This is a genomic window from Oceaniferula spumae (assembly GCF_042849255.1).
Taxonomy (GTDB): Bacteria; Verrucomicrobiota; Verrucomicrobiia; order Verrucomicrobiales; family Akkermansiaceae; genus Oceaniferula; species Oceaniferula spumae.
The window spans coordinates 1,478,881-1,494,701 of the sequence record NZ_AP026866.1 but is presented as its reverse complement, the minus strand read 5'-3'; the positions used below and the strand labels follow the sequence as shown (position 1 = coordinate 1,494,701).

Annotated in this window: 12 protein-coding genes; 4 read left to right on the top strand and 8 right to left on the bottom strand. The window is 53.8% G+C overall.

Annotated elements, in window-relative coordinates:
- The first annotated feature begins 79 nt into the window (after positions 1–79).
- The 3 genes from ACSPJT_RS06270 to ACSPJT_RS06260 are packed head-to-tail and all read left to right on the top strand — an operon-like array spanning position 80 to position 2,693.
- Complete coding sequence (locus tag ACSPJT_RS06270; RefSeq protein WP_435895511.1) at positions 80–331, top strand: FeoA family protein; 252 nt, start codon at positions 80–82, stop codon at positions 329–331.
- Between the two features lie 34 nt (positions 332–365).
- Complete coding sequence (gene feoB / locus ACSPJT_RS06265) at positions 366–2,447, top strand: ferrous iron transport protein B (protein ID WP_435895510.1); 2,082 nt, start codon at positions 366–368, stop codon at positions 2,445–2,447.
- A 45-nt stretch (positions 2,448–2,492) separates the two neighbouring features.
- On the top strand, positions 2,493–2,693 hold the full coding sequence (locus tag ACSPJT_RS06260) for a hypothetical protein (protein ID WP_435895509.1): 201 nt from the start codon (positions 2,493–2,495) through the stop codon (positions 2,691–2,693).
- A gap of 172 nt (positions 2,694–2,865) precedes the next feature.
- Here the strand turns inward: ACSPJT_RS06260 and tnpA are convergent, their stop codons facing one another.
- From tnpA to ACSPJT_RS06220, 8 genes are all read right to left on the bottom strand, one after another.
- On the bottom strand, positions 2,866–3,312 hold the full coding sequence (tnpA, locus tag ACSPJT_RS06255) for an IS200/IS605 family transposase (RefSeq protein WP_435895508.1): 447 nt from the start codon (positions 3,310–3,312) through the stop codon (positions 2,866–2,868).
- 284 nt (positions 3,313–3,596) lie between these two features.
- Entirely contained in the window at positions 3,597–5,099 is a 1,503-nt protein-coding gene (locus ACSPJT_RS06250; RefSeq protein WP_435895507.1) for a DUF1501 domain-containing protein, read from the bottom strand.
- A 17-nt stretch (positions 5,100–5,116) separates the two neighbouring features.
- On the bottom strand, positions 5,117–8,425 hold the full coding sequence (locus ACSPJT_RS06245) for a DUF1553 domain-containing protein (protein ID WP_435895506.1): 3,309 nt from the start codon (positions 8,423–8,425) through the stop codon (positions 5,117–5,119).
- 203 nt (positions 8,426–8,628) lie between these two features.
- The gene (dxs, locus tag ACSPJT_RS06240; protein ID WP_435895505.1) at positions 8,629–10,515 is read right to left on the bottom strand and encodes a 1-deoxy-D-xylulose-5-phosphate synthase; all 1,887 of its coding nucleotides are present in this window, start codon (positions 10,513–10,515) and stop codon (positions 8,629–8,631) included.
- The gene (gene xseB / locus ACSPJT_RS06235) at positions 10,490–10,807 is read right to left on the bottom strand and encodes an exodeoxyribonuclease VII small subunit (protein WP_435895504.1); all 318 of its coding nucleotides are present in this window, start codon (positions 10,805–10,807) and stop codon (positions 10,490–10,492) included. The genes dxs and xseB overlap by 26 nt, the downstream gene beginning before the upstream one ends.
- A 1-nt stretch (position 10,808) precedes the next feature.
- On the bottom strand, positions 10,809–12,623 hold the full coding sequence (locus tag ACSPJT_RS06230; RefSeq protein ID WP_435895503.1) for an ArnT family glycosyltransferase: 1,815 nt from the start codon (positions 12,621–12,623) through the stop codon (positions 10,809–10,811).
- A 69-nt stretch (positions 12,624–12,692) separates the two neighbouring features.
- Positions 12,693–14,117 carry a sigma-54-dependent transcriptional regulator gene (locus ACSPJT_RS06225; protein ID WP_435895502.1) on the bottom strand — a complete coding sequence of 475 codons (1,425 nt, stop codon included), beginning with the start codon at positions 14,115–14,117 and terminating at the stop codon, positions 12,693–12,695.
- Positions 14,118–14,125: 8 nt separating this feature from the next.
- Positions 14,126–15,328, bottom strand: coding sequence for a sensor histidine kinase (locus ACSPJT_RS06220; protein ID WP_435895501.1), 1,203 nt, complete (start codon positions 15,326–15,328; stop codon positions 14,126–14,128).
- A 49-nt stretch (positions 15,329–15,377) separates the two neighbouring features.
- On the opposite strand from ACSPJT_RS06220, the gene cutA reads away from it, so the two are divergent.
- Positions 15,378–15,698 carry a divalent-cation tolerance protein CutA gene (gene cutA, locus ACSPJT_RS06215; RefSeq protein WP_435895500.1) on the top strand — a complete coding sequence of 107 codons (321 nt, stop codon included), beginning with the start codon at positions 15,378–15,380 and terminating at the stop codon, positions 15,696–15,698.
- Positions 15,699–15,821: the final 123 nt, after the last annotated feature.

Here is a 15,821-nt window from a genome sequence, read left to right as displayed (position 1 = left end):
CCAGAATCGTCCGATGACAGAAGATAGCGGGAGAAAGCTATTGCAAACGAGTCTCAATTACGCTTCATTGTGGTCGAGCATGATAGCAGACATCGCAAGAGACCTGAAAGTCGACAACGCCACCACCCTCAGCCAAGCTAGTGCAGGCTGTCAGCTGCGTATTCGCCAGTTGGAAGGAAAGGCGTGTCAGCGTCTCCGTGAAATTGGATTTTGCGAGGAAATGGAAATCTGCAAGCTCTCCGACGGCCGAAACATGATTTGTTCCGTCTGCGGCACCCGCATGGCACTGAGCCGGAAGCTTGGTGACCAAGTGTTGGTCGAAATGGTCTAATTACTACGAGCAGTCAAAACCTGCGATTTAAGGTATGGAAACAATTGCTCTTGTGGGAAACCCGAACAGCGGGAAAACCACGCTTTTCAACGCACTAACCGGTTCTAATCAGAAGGTAGGAAACTACGCTGGTGCCACAGTCTCGAGAGTTTCGGGGATTCTTAGGACTCCTCATGGGAATAAATTCGAGCTGTTGGATCTTCCCGGTTGTTACTCGCTTTCCCCCAACTCTCCTGACGAGCGGATCACGCGCGATGTTTTGTTAGGCGATCAAGAGGGTGCCGAGCGTCCTTCTGCCGTCGTCTGTGTCGTGGATGCTTCTAACTTGGAGCGCCACCTCTATCTGGTTTTCCAAGTCATCGATCTCGGCCTGCCGGTCATCGTGGTCTTGAACAAAGTCGATCTCGCAGAAAAACAAGGCATTCGCATGAATGTCGAGTTGCTCTCCGAGGAACTCGGGCTGCCGGTTGTGCCTTGCCAGGCAAACAAAGGCAAAGGCGTCATCGATATCAAGCAAGCCGTCCGCCATCCTTTCCCTCATATTCCGCGCCGGACATGGCAGGCTGACAAACATACCGAGAAGGCCATTGATGATCTCACGAGCAAGCTCGAGTCTAACGATCTGGAAAACGCCGGTGCCCACGCGATTCATCTGTTAGCGGATGCGGTCTATCGCACGGAGCCTCAGCCGGGCATTGACCGTGGAGTTAGGCAGTCGGCCATGGATGTGGCAGATACGGCGATCCGGTCGGGCTCGTCTCCTGAAGAAAGTATTTCCCAAGCGAGAACCAAACGTGCACAAGCGATCTGTAAGGTGGCTGCGCGCCGACAGGAGGTCGATGGTCTGACTAACAGTGACAAAATTGACCGCGTCTTGCTGCATCCTATCTGGGGATGGTTTGTATTTGCCGGATTAATGTTAGTGGTGTTCTGGACTATCTTTAGAGTCGCAGAATACCCGATGGGCTGGGTCGAAGAAATTATCGGAGCTCTCAAGGATAGTGTGGCCGCCTTGCTTCCTGCCGGAGACGTTAAGGATCTGATCACAGACGGTATCATTGATGGTGTTGGCAGTGTGGTGATCTTCCTGCCTCAGATTCTCCTGCTGTTGTTCTTTATCGGCCTGATGGAAACGTCTGGTTATATGTCGCGCGCTGCTTTCCTCATGGACAATGTCATGAGCAAAGTCGGTCTTAGTGGTAAGGCCTTTTTGCCCCTACTCAGTTCTTACGCCTGTGCCATTCCCGGTATCATGGCCACGCGCACGATGGACAGTGCCAAGCAACGCCTGCTCACCATCATGATCGCACCGTGGATGAGCTGCACCGCACGCTTGCCCGTTTATGCCTTGCTGATTGGTATGCTGCTGGCTGGTTATGGTGCGATGGTCCAAGCCCTGACGCTAGCGGGTCTCTATTTATTGGGAACCAGCACGGCTCTGTTAGCGGCTTGGTTGCTGGCTCCCAGAGTGAAAGGTGGCGAAGAGCCTACCCACTTCATGTTGGAGCTGCCTTCATATACGGTTCCTGATTTGAAATACATCATGCGTCATTTGTTAGAACGCGCATGGTCATTCCTGGCAAAAGCCGGCACCATCATTCTCGGTATTTCCATCATTCTGTGGGCACTGAAAACTTATCCGAAACCTGAGGAGGGAAGCCCTGCGGCTGAAGATGCCAGCTTGGCCCTTGAGCAAAGTTACATGGGTAAAATCGGCCACGGTATCGAACCTGTAGTCAAACCTCTCGGCTACGATTGGCGCACCGGAACAGCCTTGGTCGCCGCCTTTGCCGCCCGTGAGGTGTTCAACTCCAGTCTGGCGATTTCTTATTCGGTAGATGAAGAGGAGTTTGATGACGAAGACTCTTTCCTCGATCAGCTGCGCGCAAAGATGAATGCCGCCACTTGGCCCGATGGTAGTCCGATCTACACACCTCTGACTACCCTGAGTCTTCTTGTGTTTTTCGTTTATGCTCTGCAATGCTTACCGACCACTGCTGTGGTCAGGCGTGAAACCGGTTCGTGGAAATGGGCGCTTGGCCAGTTGGCTGCGATGACAATCGTGGCTTGGCTCGCTGCCTTTGCCATCTATCAGGTAGGAAAATTGATGGTCTGACCATCCATCGCTTGCATCAAACCCAACATCGCCGACTGTTAAATCATGGACTGGGAAAACTGGCAAACCTACGTCGCTCCTGCGATCGTCATTCTGACCATCGGCATTTTTATCCGCCGCTGGGTCAAAACCAAGCTAGCTGAAAGCGCCGCCAACTGCTGCGGCGGAAGATGCGGTTGTGCCGTTTCCAAGAAGAAAAAGAAACTGGCCGCGAAGGGGCAGGAATCAGTGGTCGGTGGTAAGTAGGCGGTTGTCAGGTGTCAGGTGGCAGGTGGCAGGTGGCAGGTGGCAGGTGGCAGGTGGCAGGTGGGCAGTGGACAGTCCCTGCGGGACGATAGATACTAGCGCGGGGTGCAAACCCCGAGATAAATAGGCCTATAGACAGATCAAGTCCCGGAGGGACGACAGAAGCTGCACCTCACCAAAGATACGTGTCATCGTATTCCACCATCCCTCGTTCTAACATCGCCACATACTCCTCCTTGAATGTGGTTTTCCGATGATGTTTCTTCTGATTCAAGACATAGGCTCTCACTTTTTCCAAATCCGGAGGGCTGACGGTGAAAGCACCATAGCCTTCTTGCCAGGCAAAGGCTTTCATCCGCAGCTGTTCGCTTACCCAGCGTGATGAACATGCCTTCAACTCACGCATAAGGTCCGACAAAGTATGCGTGGCTTTTAAGCCGACCAATAGGTGAACGTGATCAGCTACACCACCCACAGCCAGGGCAACACCTTCCAAACCACGGACGACACCACCTAAGTAAGTGTGCAGATCTGGTCTGAATGCTTCAGTAAACCATTCTTCGCGGTCTTTGGTCGAAAATACCAAATGGTAATAGAGAGCGGTGTGAGTGGCTGGCATGTTTTCCACTCTGCCAATGGCGCTTTTCCTGTGCGAGAGAGAAATGCATGAAGGGGCACCGGATGCTTCTGTCGTCCCTCCGGGACTTAATGTTGGCGATGCCCTCTGTCCCCGGGGTTTGCACCCCGCGCTAGTGTCTATCGACCCGCTGGGTCTGTAGTGAGCTACCGGTCATTGGCCAGTCAACCAAGCATCGAGCACTGAGCACTGAGCACTGAGCACTGAGCACCGACCACTGACCACTGACCACTGACCACTGACCACTGACCACTGACCACTGACCACTATCCGCCGTGTTTCTTCATGTGGGAAGAGTTGAGAATGTCGGTCACGACTCTTGCCGGCTCCACACCTGTTAGTTTCTGCTCGAGGCCTTGGTAGAGGTAGCCGAATTTGTGGAAGTCTAGGCCGCAGCGTTCGAGGATGGTGGCGTGGAGATCGCGCACGTGTACTTTTTGGTCCGGGGTGGTGATGTTGAATGCGTAGTCATCGGTGTCACCGTAAACGGTTCCGCCTTTGACTCCGGCACCGGCCATCCAGAGGGAGAAGGCACGGGGGTGGTGATCACGTCCGTAGTTCTTCTCAGTCAGTCGACCTTGTGAGTAAACCGTACGACCGAACTCGCCGCCACAGATGACGAGGGTGTCTTCTAACAGGCCGCGCTGTTTGAGATCCTGAATCAGGCCGTAGCAGGCTTGATCGATGTCTTTGCACTGCGAGGTGATGTCGCGTGGGAGGTTACCGTGCTGGTCCCAGCCGCGGTGGAAGATTTGGGTGAAGCGGACACCTCGCTCGGCCAAACGACGTGCCATCAGGGCGGTGTAGGCGAAGGTGCCAGCTTTCTTGGCGTCCGGGCCATAGAGCTCGTAAGTGGCTTCTGTTTCCTTGGAAAGATCGGTCAGCTCCGGCACGGACATCTGCATGCGGTAGGCCATTTCGTATTGTTGGATACGAGTCTGGATTTCCGGATCGCCGACTTGGTTGAGTGTCTGCTGATTGAGACCTGAGAGGCCGTCTAACATGGAACGGCGAAGATCGCGATCGATGCCTGGAGCGTCCTTGAGGTAAAGCACCGGATCACCGATGGAGCGGAGGTTGACTCCGGCGTGTTTGCCGGGGAGGAAACCTGAACCCCAGAGACGTGAGGAAATCGCCTGCACGTTCGCCTTTGGGTTGGAGTGATTGGCGTGGAGTACGCAGAAGGTGGGAAGGTCGTTGTTGAGGGTGCCGAGACCGTATGAGAGCCATGAACCCATCGATGCTTTACCAGACTGCATGGAGCCGGTGTAGATGAGCTGGTTGGCCGGCTCGTGGTTGATGGCCTCGGTGTACATCGATTTGATGATGCAGATGTCATCGACCATTTTTCCGGTGTAGGGAAGCAGGTCGGATACCCACGCTCCGGATTCGCCGTATTGCTTGAAATCGACAAATGACGGTGCGACAGGGAACTTCGATGCGCCTGCGGTCATACCGGTGAGTCGCTGACCGGACTTAACGAGGTAGTCTTTGATGTCCTTGTTGAAATCCTTTTTCAGATTCGGTTTGTAATCGAAGGTCTCGAACTGGGATGGTGCACCGATGAGCGAGATGTAGATCACGCGCTTCGCGGCGGGGGCGAACTGGGGCTTGCCGGTGCTTTCGCCAATGGCGGCCATCAGGTCTCTAGGTAACATCGATGCCAACGCCGCCGAGCCCAGGCCCATGGCGTTCTTGCGGAAGAACTGTCGGCGGGTGACGGAGGTGTTATGCAGGTCGAGTGTCTTGGAGATATCGGTCTGGTTCATGGCAGGAGAGGGGGAGATTATTTGTTGAGCGTTTCGTCCATATTGAGCATCTGATTGGCAATCAGTGTCCAGGCGGCGAGTTCGATGGGATCGATGCTGGGATCGTTTTCTGTGGCTCCCACGGAAATGAGTTTCTTGGCATCGTCCGGTTTGGATTTGAATTTCTTGAGGGCAAAATCCAAGGTCTGCTGGATGATGTCAGCCTCTGCACTGGTTGTGTGGCGTGAGAGCAAACGCATGGCAATGAAATCGATTCTGGTGCGGGTTTCTTTGCTGTTAGCGATCGATTCCTTGGCCAGTTCTCGTGACGCCTCCACAAACTGCGGGCCGTTCATCACCACGAAGGCTTGCAGCGGAGTGTTGGTGATATCGCGGCGGGTGCAGGAAACCTCTCTCGATGGAGCATTGAGAATATCCATGGCCGGGTGCACGGCGGTGCGTTTCCAGAAGGTGTACATTGAGCGGCGGTAAATTTTATCTCCGGTGTCAGCTTTGTAGTTTCTGGTGTTAGACTGCGGCATCGCGACGGCTTTCCAGACGCCTTTTGGCTGAGGTGGCTTCACGGACGGGCCGCCAATTTTATTCTGCAGAAGATCACCGGACTTCAGCGCGAGGTCACGAATTTGTTCTGCGTCCAGACGATAGCGCGGTCCGCGTGACAGAAGTGTGTTCAAAGGATCACGCTCAAGTTTTTCAGGTGTAATCTGAGCCGACTGGCGGTAGGTGGATGAAGTGACGATGGTGCGTAGCAGGTGATGGAAATCCCACTTGTTCTCCACGAAATCGGCCGCAAGCCAATCGAGAAGCTTGGGATGGGTGGGGCGAGCGCCCATGACGCCGAAGTCATCATTGGTGGCCACAATGCCGGTGCCGAAGATGTATGACCAATAGCGATTCACGGTAACGCGTGCCGGCAGCGGATTCTCCGCCTGCGTGAGCCACTTGGCCAGGCCGAGTCGGTTCTTCGGCATGTCCTTGGTCATCGGTGGCAGGGAGGCGGGTGTGCCTGGGCTGACTTTCTCTCCTTTGTTCGCATACTCACCACGGACGAGAATGTGGGCGAATGGTTCGGTCTTTGTTTTTTCCTGCATCACCAGAGTGATGGTGCCACGCTTGGAAATGGCGGCCTGTTCATCCTGGAGTTTTTTGAGGTTGGCGAGGGGGGCGTTCAGGCTTTTGTCGACCTTGCTGAAGTAGTAGTCGCGCAGCTGTTGCAGTTGTTTGGGGGATTTCTTGGCCATGCGGCGCAGGCCGTTGATGCGACCATCGACAGAGAGCGAAAGAGCCTCCTCCTTGCTGAGTTCTTTGTTGAACAGCTGGAAATTTTGAAGCTGCCCGTTTGTGTAAGGCTGGGTGTTGTAACGCTTACCTAACAGGAAAGGGGCGGTATTTTTGATCGAATCCGTGAGTTTGTTTTCATTCACGGTGATGGCCGCCTTTTCTCCATTGATGTAAATTTTCACCCCGTCCGCCTGACTGCTGCCATCATAGGTGACGGTCACATGGAACCACTCATCCTTGGGGTAAGTTTTTTTGGTGGTCACCTTGAGGAAATCCTGTGGCCAGGAGTGGATCAAGTGCACGGCTAGGTGACCATTTTCTAACCAGAGGTCGTAACCTTGGTGTGAATCCTTGGTGTGCATCTTGGAAATCGCACCGCCTGAGAAGCCATGTGGAGCCTTGAGCCATGAGGAAAAGCTGAACTTCTGATCGCGTTCAAAATCACCGGCATTGCCGAGATTAATGCCGTTGTTTTTGACAAATAAAACAGCGTCTCCGTATTCACCGTCCACCCAAGCGATGGGTTGATCGGATGAGTATTTGGTGCCTTTGGAATCGACGAGTCCTTTGGCCTTGTCATTGAGTGGCAGGTGAAGAAGGCGGTTTTCCTCTGGCACGGCTTGAGCTTGAGATGTGCTAGGCGCTTTCAGCCATGCTTGGAACTTGGCTTCACTCGCGGCACGCTGTTTTTTGATCGATTCGTTGGCCGCTGCGATTTCCTTGTCGAGCACAGGGATGCGCTCGCGATCTGCCTGAGAGGGGACTAACACGTTTGGTGGGTGATCTGCCTTGTTACGGTCCAGAGCACTCATGGTCGTGTTCCGGAAGAAGGCTGTCATTTGGTAATTCTCTTTGGTGGAGATGGCGTCGAATTTGTGATCGTGGCAAGAAGCGCAACCCACGGTGAGACCAAGCCAGGCTGCGGAGGTGGTGCTGGCGCGGTCTTGGGCGTAGATGGCATTGTATTCCTCGGCGATAGCTCCGCCTTCTCCGGTGGTGGGGAGGCAGCGGTGGAAGCCGGAAGCGATTTTTTGATCGAGAGTAGCATTGGGCATCATGTCTCCGGCGATCTGCTCACGGGTGAACTGATCGAAGGGCATGTTCTGGCGGAAGGCATTGATCACCCAATCGCGGTAGGGCCAGATGGAGCGGTAGTTATCGATGTGGATGCCGTGGGTGTCTGCATAACGTGCGACGTCCAGCCAGTGACGGGCGTAGTTTTCCGCATAGGCATCTGAGTCTAACAGCTGGTTGACTTTTTCCAGATAAACGGTGTCGAAGTCGCGGGTGTCGGTGGTGAATTTCTCCACCTCTTCAGGGCTGGGCGGGAGTCCTGTCAGGTCGAAGCTGAGGCGACGGAGGAGGCGGGCCTTGCTCTCGTCTGAGTTGGGAGCCAGGCCGGCGGTTTCGAGGCGTTTGGCAACGAAGTAATCGATCGGATTACGTGCCCAGTCCTTGTTCTCGATTTCTGGCAGCTCTGCCTTCTTCGGAGCAATGTAGGCCCAGTGTTCCTCGTATTTGGCACCCTCCTTGATCCAGCGGCGCACCAAAGCAATTTTCTCAGGAGCCAGAATCGAGCCGTGCGGTGAGCGCTCCGGGTGGAGTGGCATCACCTCGTCCGGGTTCTTGGACTCCATGAGCTTCATGAGCAGCGAGCCGTCCGGATCTCCAGGGATGATGACAGGTTTGCCATTGGGGCGTTTTTCAAAGGCGAATTCCGGCTGGTCGATGCGCAGCGGTGGGCCGTCATTCGGAGTCAACGGGCCACCTGGCTCACGCGTGCCGGAGTCCGGGCCGTGGCAGTGGTAGCAGGCGGCGGAGAGGATCGGCTGAATGTGCTCGTTGAATGACACCGGCTGGCCTTCAGGAACGATCGAGATGGTTTCGTATTTCTTTTTGGTAGCAGGAGCTGGTTCGGCAGGTGTGCTGGGATCTGTGGCGGATGCCAGGGATTGATCCACGGTTTCCTTCTGTTTGCAGGAGGAAATGACAAGCAGACCAGCGGTGGCTGCATAAGAGAGATGTTTCAGCTTCAAGCGAGTCATAGCGATTATAGCATTGGAAAAATGTCAGCGAGGGGGGAGTCGCGTCAGCAGCGAGACGATCGCTGGTAGTGTGAATATGGCATAAAATCCAAATTACTCCACCATCATACGGCCAATAAGGCTGATGTTTGCAGTAAATACACAAAATTTCAGCCAACTGTCCAAGATTGAACAGTTGGCTGATATGAAGCAAAAATATGCGCTTACAGGTGCTTTTGGGCCTGTGCCACAGTGTGGCTGGAGGTTAGTCCGTGCCTTTCACGGAGCTCCTCGACTTTACCATGATCGATGAATTCATCCGGCCAGCCGATGCGTTCAACCGGGGTATGGATACCTCGATCGCTGAGGAGTTCGAGAACGCTAGCTCCGAAGCCGTTGTTTAATACGTGGTCCTCCATCGTCACAACCACCTTGCATTTTTCCGCGTAGCTGGCAATTAGCTCGGCATCGAGAGGTTTGATGAAACGAGGGTTGATGAGTGCGACTGAGTGCCCGAGGTCCTCTAGCTTTTTCACAGTTTCCAGAGCGGTCTCATACATGTGGCCGAGAGCAATTACGGCAACATCGCTACCGTCCTGAAGAACTTCACCTTTGCCAATTTCGAGCAAAACAGGTTTTTCCTTTGGCTTGGCACCGATGCCTGCACCACGCGGATAGCGAATGGCAGTAGGACCATCGTCATGGTTTGCCATAGTCCAAAGCATGTCAATGAACTCGTCCTCATCCTTAGGCTGCATGTGAATCAGGCCGGGGATGCCGCTGAGGTAGGCGATGTCGAAGAGTCCGTGGTGAGTGGGACCATCGTCTCCTGATAAGCCACCACGGTCCATGCACATTCTGACAGGTAGGTTCTGCAGGGCGATGTCATGGATGATCATGTCGATCGCGCGCTGCATAAATGTGGAGTAAATCGCGAGGAAGGGGCGCAGGCCTTGGGTCGCGTGACCGCAGGCAAACAGAGCGGCGTGTTCCTCGGCGATACCGACATCGAAGTAGCGTTCGGGGAGTTCCTTTTTGAAAATCTCTAGCTTGGTTCCGCCGGGCATCGCTGCGGTGATCGCGGTAATGCTTTTATCCTCCTTGGCGAAATCTGTGACTGCGCGGCCGAAGAGTTCAGAGTACGTTGGGTTCCCCGCTGCGGCGGTGGAGCCGTCTTCGACTTTGTAGGTGCCGAGTCCGTGGAATTTGCCGGGGTTGGCCAAGGCAGGTTTGTAACCGCGGCCTTTTTCCGTGATAATATGGAGGATTACAGGCTCGTCTCTGGTTTTGAGGTGTTCAAAGGTTTTGATCAGCAGTGGTAAGTCGTGGCCGTCGATCGGACCATAGTAATGGAGGCCGAATTTTTCGAACAGGACATTGGGCAGGATGAGATTCTTGGTGTTGCGCTCGATTTTGTGGGCAAACTTGCGCACTCCTTCGCCTCCGATTTTTCCAACGAATTCAGCCGCCTTGTTTCGAACGGATGAAAACGTTGGGTGGGTCTGAAGAGCGTTGAAGTACTTCGCCATCGCGCCGACGTTACGGTCGATCGACCACTCATTGTCATTGAGAACAACAATGAATTTCTTCGTGGTCTCAGCGATGTTGTTCATCGCTTCAAGGGTGGGTCCGCAGGTGAATGCGGCGTCACCCGCGACGGCTACAACGTGATTGTCGTCGCCCTTAAGATCACGGGCTGAGGCCATGCCCAACGCTGCAGAGAGAGCGGTGCCTGCGTGTCCAGCACCGTAGCAGTCGTGTTCCGATTCCGTGCGGAGCAGGAAACCATTGAGTCCGCCGGGAGTCCGGATGGTATGGATCGTATCGGCTCTTCCGGTCAGCATCTTATGAACGTATCCTTGGTGTGAAACGTCGAAGAGAAACTTGTCTTCCGGGCTGTCAAAGACCCGGTGCATCGCGAGTGTAAGCTCGACCACACCCAGGTTCGGACCGAGGTGTCCACCTGTTCTGGCAAGGGAGTGAATCAGAGTGTGCCGAATTTCCTCACAGAGGTCATCGAGTTTGTCTGCTGGCAGTGCCTTGACATCCTCGGGCCCTTTGATTTGGGAGAGAATTTCGGGAAGTTCAAAAGAGCCGGATTTCGTCGTCATTATCTTTATTCGAAGCCTGTGCTTCGTCCTGGGTTGATTCGTTAGTAGCTTCCTCGGAGGACGCCTTGGGTTTGAGAGTGATGAGTTCGAGACGCTTGCGAGCATCATCGAGAACGGTTTCGCAGTGGCCAATTAGCTCGGCACCGCGTTCGTAGTTTGCGATAAGCTTTTCCAAAGGTAGCTGACCTGATTCCATGGTTTCCACCATATTCTCAAGTTCTTCCAATGCCTGTTCGAAGCTTGGTGTCTGTTTCGCCGACTGGCTTTTGGATTTTTTAGGACTGGAGGGCATATTACTCGTTTGGATTAACGACTGTGCGGCTGGAATAATACATGATGTATCCGTAGCTGAACAGAGGCTGGGCGTGGGGGTAGCGCTGGAATAGGAGTTTGAAGTCCGAGTGAATAGCAAAAAAGTTCTTAGATCCCCCGGGGTTCGCCCAAGCTCCGTAAACTAAAGGATAGAGTTCACCATAGGCACCATTGGGTGAGCCTGTGGAAAGGATATTATCCTGAGCGTATGAGTATGGGGTGATGACGATGCCGTTAACAGGTGTTTGTTGGCTTTCAGCAATCTTTTCGACCTCCCCAATCTGTTCAAGGTTTTTAGGCAGCCAGACAGCAGTTCGATCAGCATACCAAGCAACTGCCCATGGTGTGTCGGATATGATGACTTCCTTGGTTTTAGTGTTGTCCGCCAAATTGCGATTGAATGCTTTCGGGAAATAAGGAGGCCACTGGAATGAACCGCCGAATCCTTCCATTTGGATACCACGTTTCAAATTCTGAGGTATGGAGAGTAGCATGGGGCCTGCACTGATGGCTACGATGATGATCAGATGAGAGTAGCGAAGCGAATGCATCGACTGGGGGATGTTGAGTCGACCCCATAGAATGGACACCATCGCAAGACCGTAGGCGGTCATCAGTGGAGCAAACAAAATATGAATCTGGTTAGGGTCCATTTCTCCCTCACGGAGGCCGTAAATAGACATGCCAATTCCTGCAAATACCCACATCAATAAGATCAGCCAGCGGAAGGATGCGAGGCTGGGGCGCTTGAAGGGATGGAGGAGAGCGAGGAAAAACAGAGGGGCGACAAGAATAGCTCCGAAGTTCCGGTGGAGGTCTGAAATTTGCAGCAGGGTCGTGCGAAGAATGTTCATCAGCAGCCCTTGCAGCCCGAGGTCTTCACCGGCGGGGGAGAGGGTGCGCATGATGGAGTCCTCACCGGCACCGAGCCCGTTGTGGATGGCGTAGTAGGCTGTTCCGAAAGGGCTGCCAGTGGGGCTGATATACAGGAAGTAAACCACTGGAATCACAAATAAGGCGAGCATGCCGGTCAGGGCGGCTGCGATGATGCCACGGGGTTTGAAATAGACGGCGGCGAAGATGACATAGCCGATGTAAATCCAGAGGGTGATCCAGTGAGTCAATACCAGCAGGCACATGAACACGCCCGAAATGAGCACCGGACCGAGTGCGGAGCGGTTGTCTTCTGAGTTTTCCACAGCACGCCAAGTGAAGAACATGGCACTCGAGAAAAGCATCAGCATGAGCATCTGGGGCAGGCCAGACTGGGAAAGCTGCCACATCAATTCACAGGAGAGCATTAACAAGGCCGTGACCGATCCAATGGTCTGGTCGAAGATTCGAGAAACCAGCAAGTAGTTAATACCGATGGATACGAGGAAGAAAATAACACAGGTCGCCGCGATGACTCGGTCTAGCTGGTAAAGGTTGGATCGCTCAGACATGCGCCAACGTTCCGTGTTGCCACCGTCCGCCGCCTTCAGGACAGCAGCATAAACACAAGGGTTGAGTGGGGCGTGGTAGGTGTCCTGCAGATTTTCTAGAACTGGATATTTGCCATTGGCGTCTTTCATCTGCGCGAGTGCGATCGGACGAACTACCTTGGTGGTGTAGCCGTTGCCTCGAGCGATTTCGCGTCCAATCTGGGCTTGTTCCATGCCGCGTGGGGATGAAAGTCCTTTGAATGTGACGAACAGAGAAACGATGGCGAGGCCAGCAAGTAGGACGAAAAACAGAGCGCGACGGATTAGTTTGGCAGGATCATATGACATGCCTGAAGAATTTGGTTGGCTCATGGAGTAAATGGGAGTGTGTGCGTGATGCAGAGAGAGTGAGGTAGGTTGCTGGAATTGACGTGTTGCTTGCTAGGGTAACTCCTTCAGTTTGCGTTGCAATGTGCGCCGACTGATACCGAGTATCCGTGCAGCATCCGTGCGGTTGTTTCCGGTGTGTTCCAGCGCACGCTTGATTGTTTGCATCTCCAGCTCATGCAAGTTGAATTCGTCCTCGGAAGCAAGCGACTTTTCCTCCTTTTCTATCGCAGCTTCACCGATGTCCTCTGAGGCCGATGACAGCTTCATGGCGCTTTCCCTCGGGTGATGAAGAAAAGAGGGTAGATGTTTGACGTCGATGACGGGATCATTGCTCATTACCACACCGTGTTCGATAGCTGTGCGAAGCTCCCGGACGTTTCCTGGCCACGGGTAGCTTCTGAGCAGTGCCAAGGCCGCATCGCTCAAAGGTTTGATCTCTCTCGAGTTTTCCAGGGAAAACTCTTTGAGGAAGGCCTGGGATAACAGCACGATGTCTTCTGCACGTTCACGGAGTGTCGGCATCAGGATCCGGACGACATTGAGACGGAAAAATAAGTCCTCTCGGAAATCACCTTTGGCGACCATTTCACGCAGGTTTTTATTGGTCGCGGTGATGACTCTGACATCGACTTTAACAGCTTTGTTAGAGCCGACCCGTTCAATCGTCCGTTCGCTGAGCACTCGCAGGAGTTTGACCTGCGTGGCCTGATCGATTTCTCCAATTTCATCGAGGAAAATAGTGCCGCCATTGGCTTGCTCAAATCGGCCGAGGCGTTTTTGAGTGGCTCCGGTGAAAGCCCCTTTCTCATGGCCGAAGAGTTCGCTCTCCAGCAGCTGTGGCGAAAGTGCCGCGCAGTTGACGACCAGCAATTTGTCGGCGGGCCGACCGCTTAGCTGGTGAATGGCGTGAGCGACCAGCTCTTTACCGGTGCCGCTTTCGCCCTCGATGAGAACAGTGGCGCGGGTGGGGGCGATTTGATTCACCATGGCTCCTACCTGCTCCATGGCATGGGATTTGCCGATCAGGTTGTCGAGTCCGTGTTTTTGGCTTCCGCTTTTTTCGCGCAGTTCGCGATTTTCATGTTCCAAGCGGACGTTGTGCTTTTCCAATGACCTGCTCTGCAGGGCGCGCTTTAAGAGTAGTTCCACGCTGTCGAGATTGAGAGGTTTGGTGACAAAATTCCAAGCCCCCCTGCGCATGGCTTCTACGGCCGTATCCACGGAGCCGTAGGCAGTCATCATGATGGCTACCGGTGGTTGGGGGAGTGTGAGAGCTTTGTCTAATAAGTCCATGCCGCTGTCGCCCGCAAGACGTAGGTCGGTTAGCAAAAGATCGATGGGTTCAGATTTTAGAACAGCCATCGCCTCCTTGATGTCAGCGGCCACGTAACAGTCGAAATGCTCCTCCAGCGCCATGCGCAAGCCGTCACGGGTCGGTTTTTCATCATCAACAATGAGTAAAGTGGAGGATGTCATCGGTGTGGTTAGGTTCGGGCTTCAGAGACAGGATCGAGCTCAATCACGGAAGGTTCCGTGGATTCCAGTAGTCGAACGTTTTTATCCTGACGGGGAATGGAAATCGTGACGGTGGTCCCATCGCCAGCTTTGCTATCGATTTCAATCTCCCCACCATGCTCACGGACAATGCGGCGGACGATGAGAAGGCCTAGGCCAGTGCCGGATTTTTTCGAGCTGCTGTAAGGTTCGAAAATAGAGCCCATGGCTTCAGGCGAGATCCCTGAGCCGTGATCACGGATGGTGAGGGTGACTTCGTAATCGGAGACGCGTGAGAGAATGTCGATCTGGCCACCACTGGCAGGCAGTGCTTGGAAGGCGTTCTTGAGCAGGTTGTAGAGTGCTTGTTTGATCTGACTCCCGTCGAGTTGGAGTAGAGGAGTGGTTTCCGCCAAATCCAGAGAGATCCGAACTTTCCGTTCCTCAAGCTCGGGCGCGAGGAGATTGAGCGTGTCACGTAGCAGATCGTGAAGATGCAAAGACTCCCGCTCAGGATGGGTGGGGCGGATGGCTTGGAGAAATTGTTTGAGAATGGTATCGAGCCTGCGGATTTCTCCTTGGGCGGTCTCGAGATGGTGGCCGAGGTCTTTTTGATCCTTGGCGGATAGCTTTTTTATTTTCCTCTCAAGTAATTGTAAATGAATGCCCAGAGAGTTGAGGGGGTTTCCGATTTCGTGCGCGACCCCTGCCGCGAGTAGGGTCAGAACGTTGAGCTTCTCACTCTCAACATTTTCTTCCGCTTGGATGCGAGAGCGTGTGATGTCACGGACGAGGAGGACATAGCCGAGGGTGTGATCGTCATTCTCCACTTCGCCCTGCATCGGGGAGAGGTAGAAATTAAGAAACCGGCTTTCCGGATAGAGGATTTCCATGTCACGGCTGACGATCCGGCCAGGGTCGGCGAGTTTGTTCCATTCAAGGCCACGGACCGTTGTCGACAGGCTCTGGCCGATGGATTTAGCCGGATCGATGCCAAAAATCCTCGAGGCGGCTTGGTTTACATAAGTGATCTGGCCTTCGGGGTCCAAGATCAGAACCCCTTCTTGCAGAGCTTCAAACACACTTTCCAAAAAACCCTTTTCCCGCACGAGCCGCATTACCAGGCGTTGGACTTCCCCCGGCTCCACCTGATCGAGGCGAGCTATAAGTTTGTCGAGGAAGCCGGATTTCATGGCGATGGATTGCGTTGCAGGTGGTGGCTTTTCTGTCTAGTATGCCTCCATGACAGAGGCACTGGTGGTACTTTGCACCTTTCCCAGCGAGGCTGAGGCGCGACAGATTGGCACACAATTGGTAGAAAGGCAATACGCGGCCTGTGTCAATATTTTGCCAGGTGTGGAATCGATTTATCACTGGGACGGCAAGATCTGCCAAGATCGTGAGGTGATGGCTTTGATCAAGACCACACGGCAGGCTTTTTCTGTTCTCAGTCGGGAGTTATCGGCCTTGCATCCCTACGATGAGCCGGAAATTATCGCCCTGCCCGTGGCGGATGGATCGGCAGGCTATCTTGCCTGGTTGACGGACCGCACGAGGTGCTAGTGGTGGGTGCTCAGACCGGAGCTGCACTATATAGCAGGTTTTTACTGCTTTTTATTGCAGATATCGGAAAACCAGCTATAGAATATCTCCCCCAAGTTCCGGGTCACCTGCTGTCACGCGTCA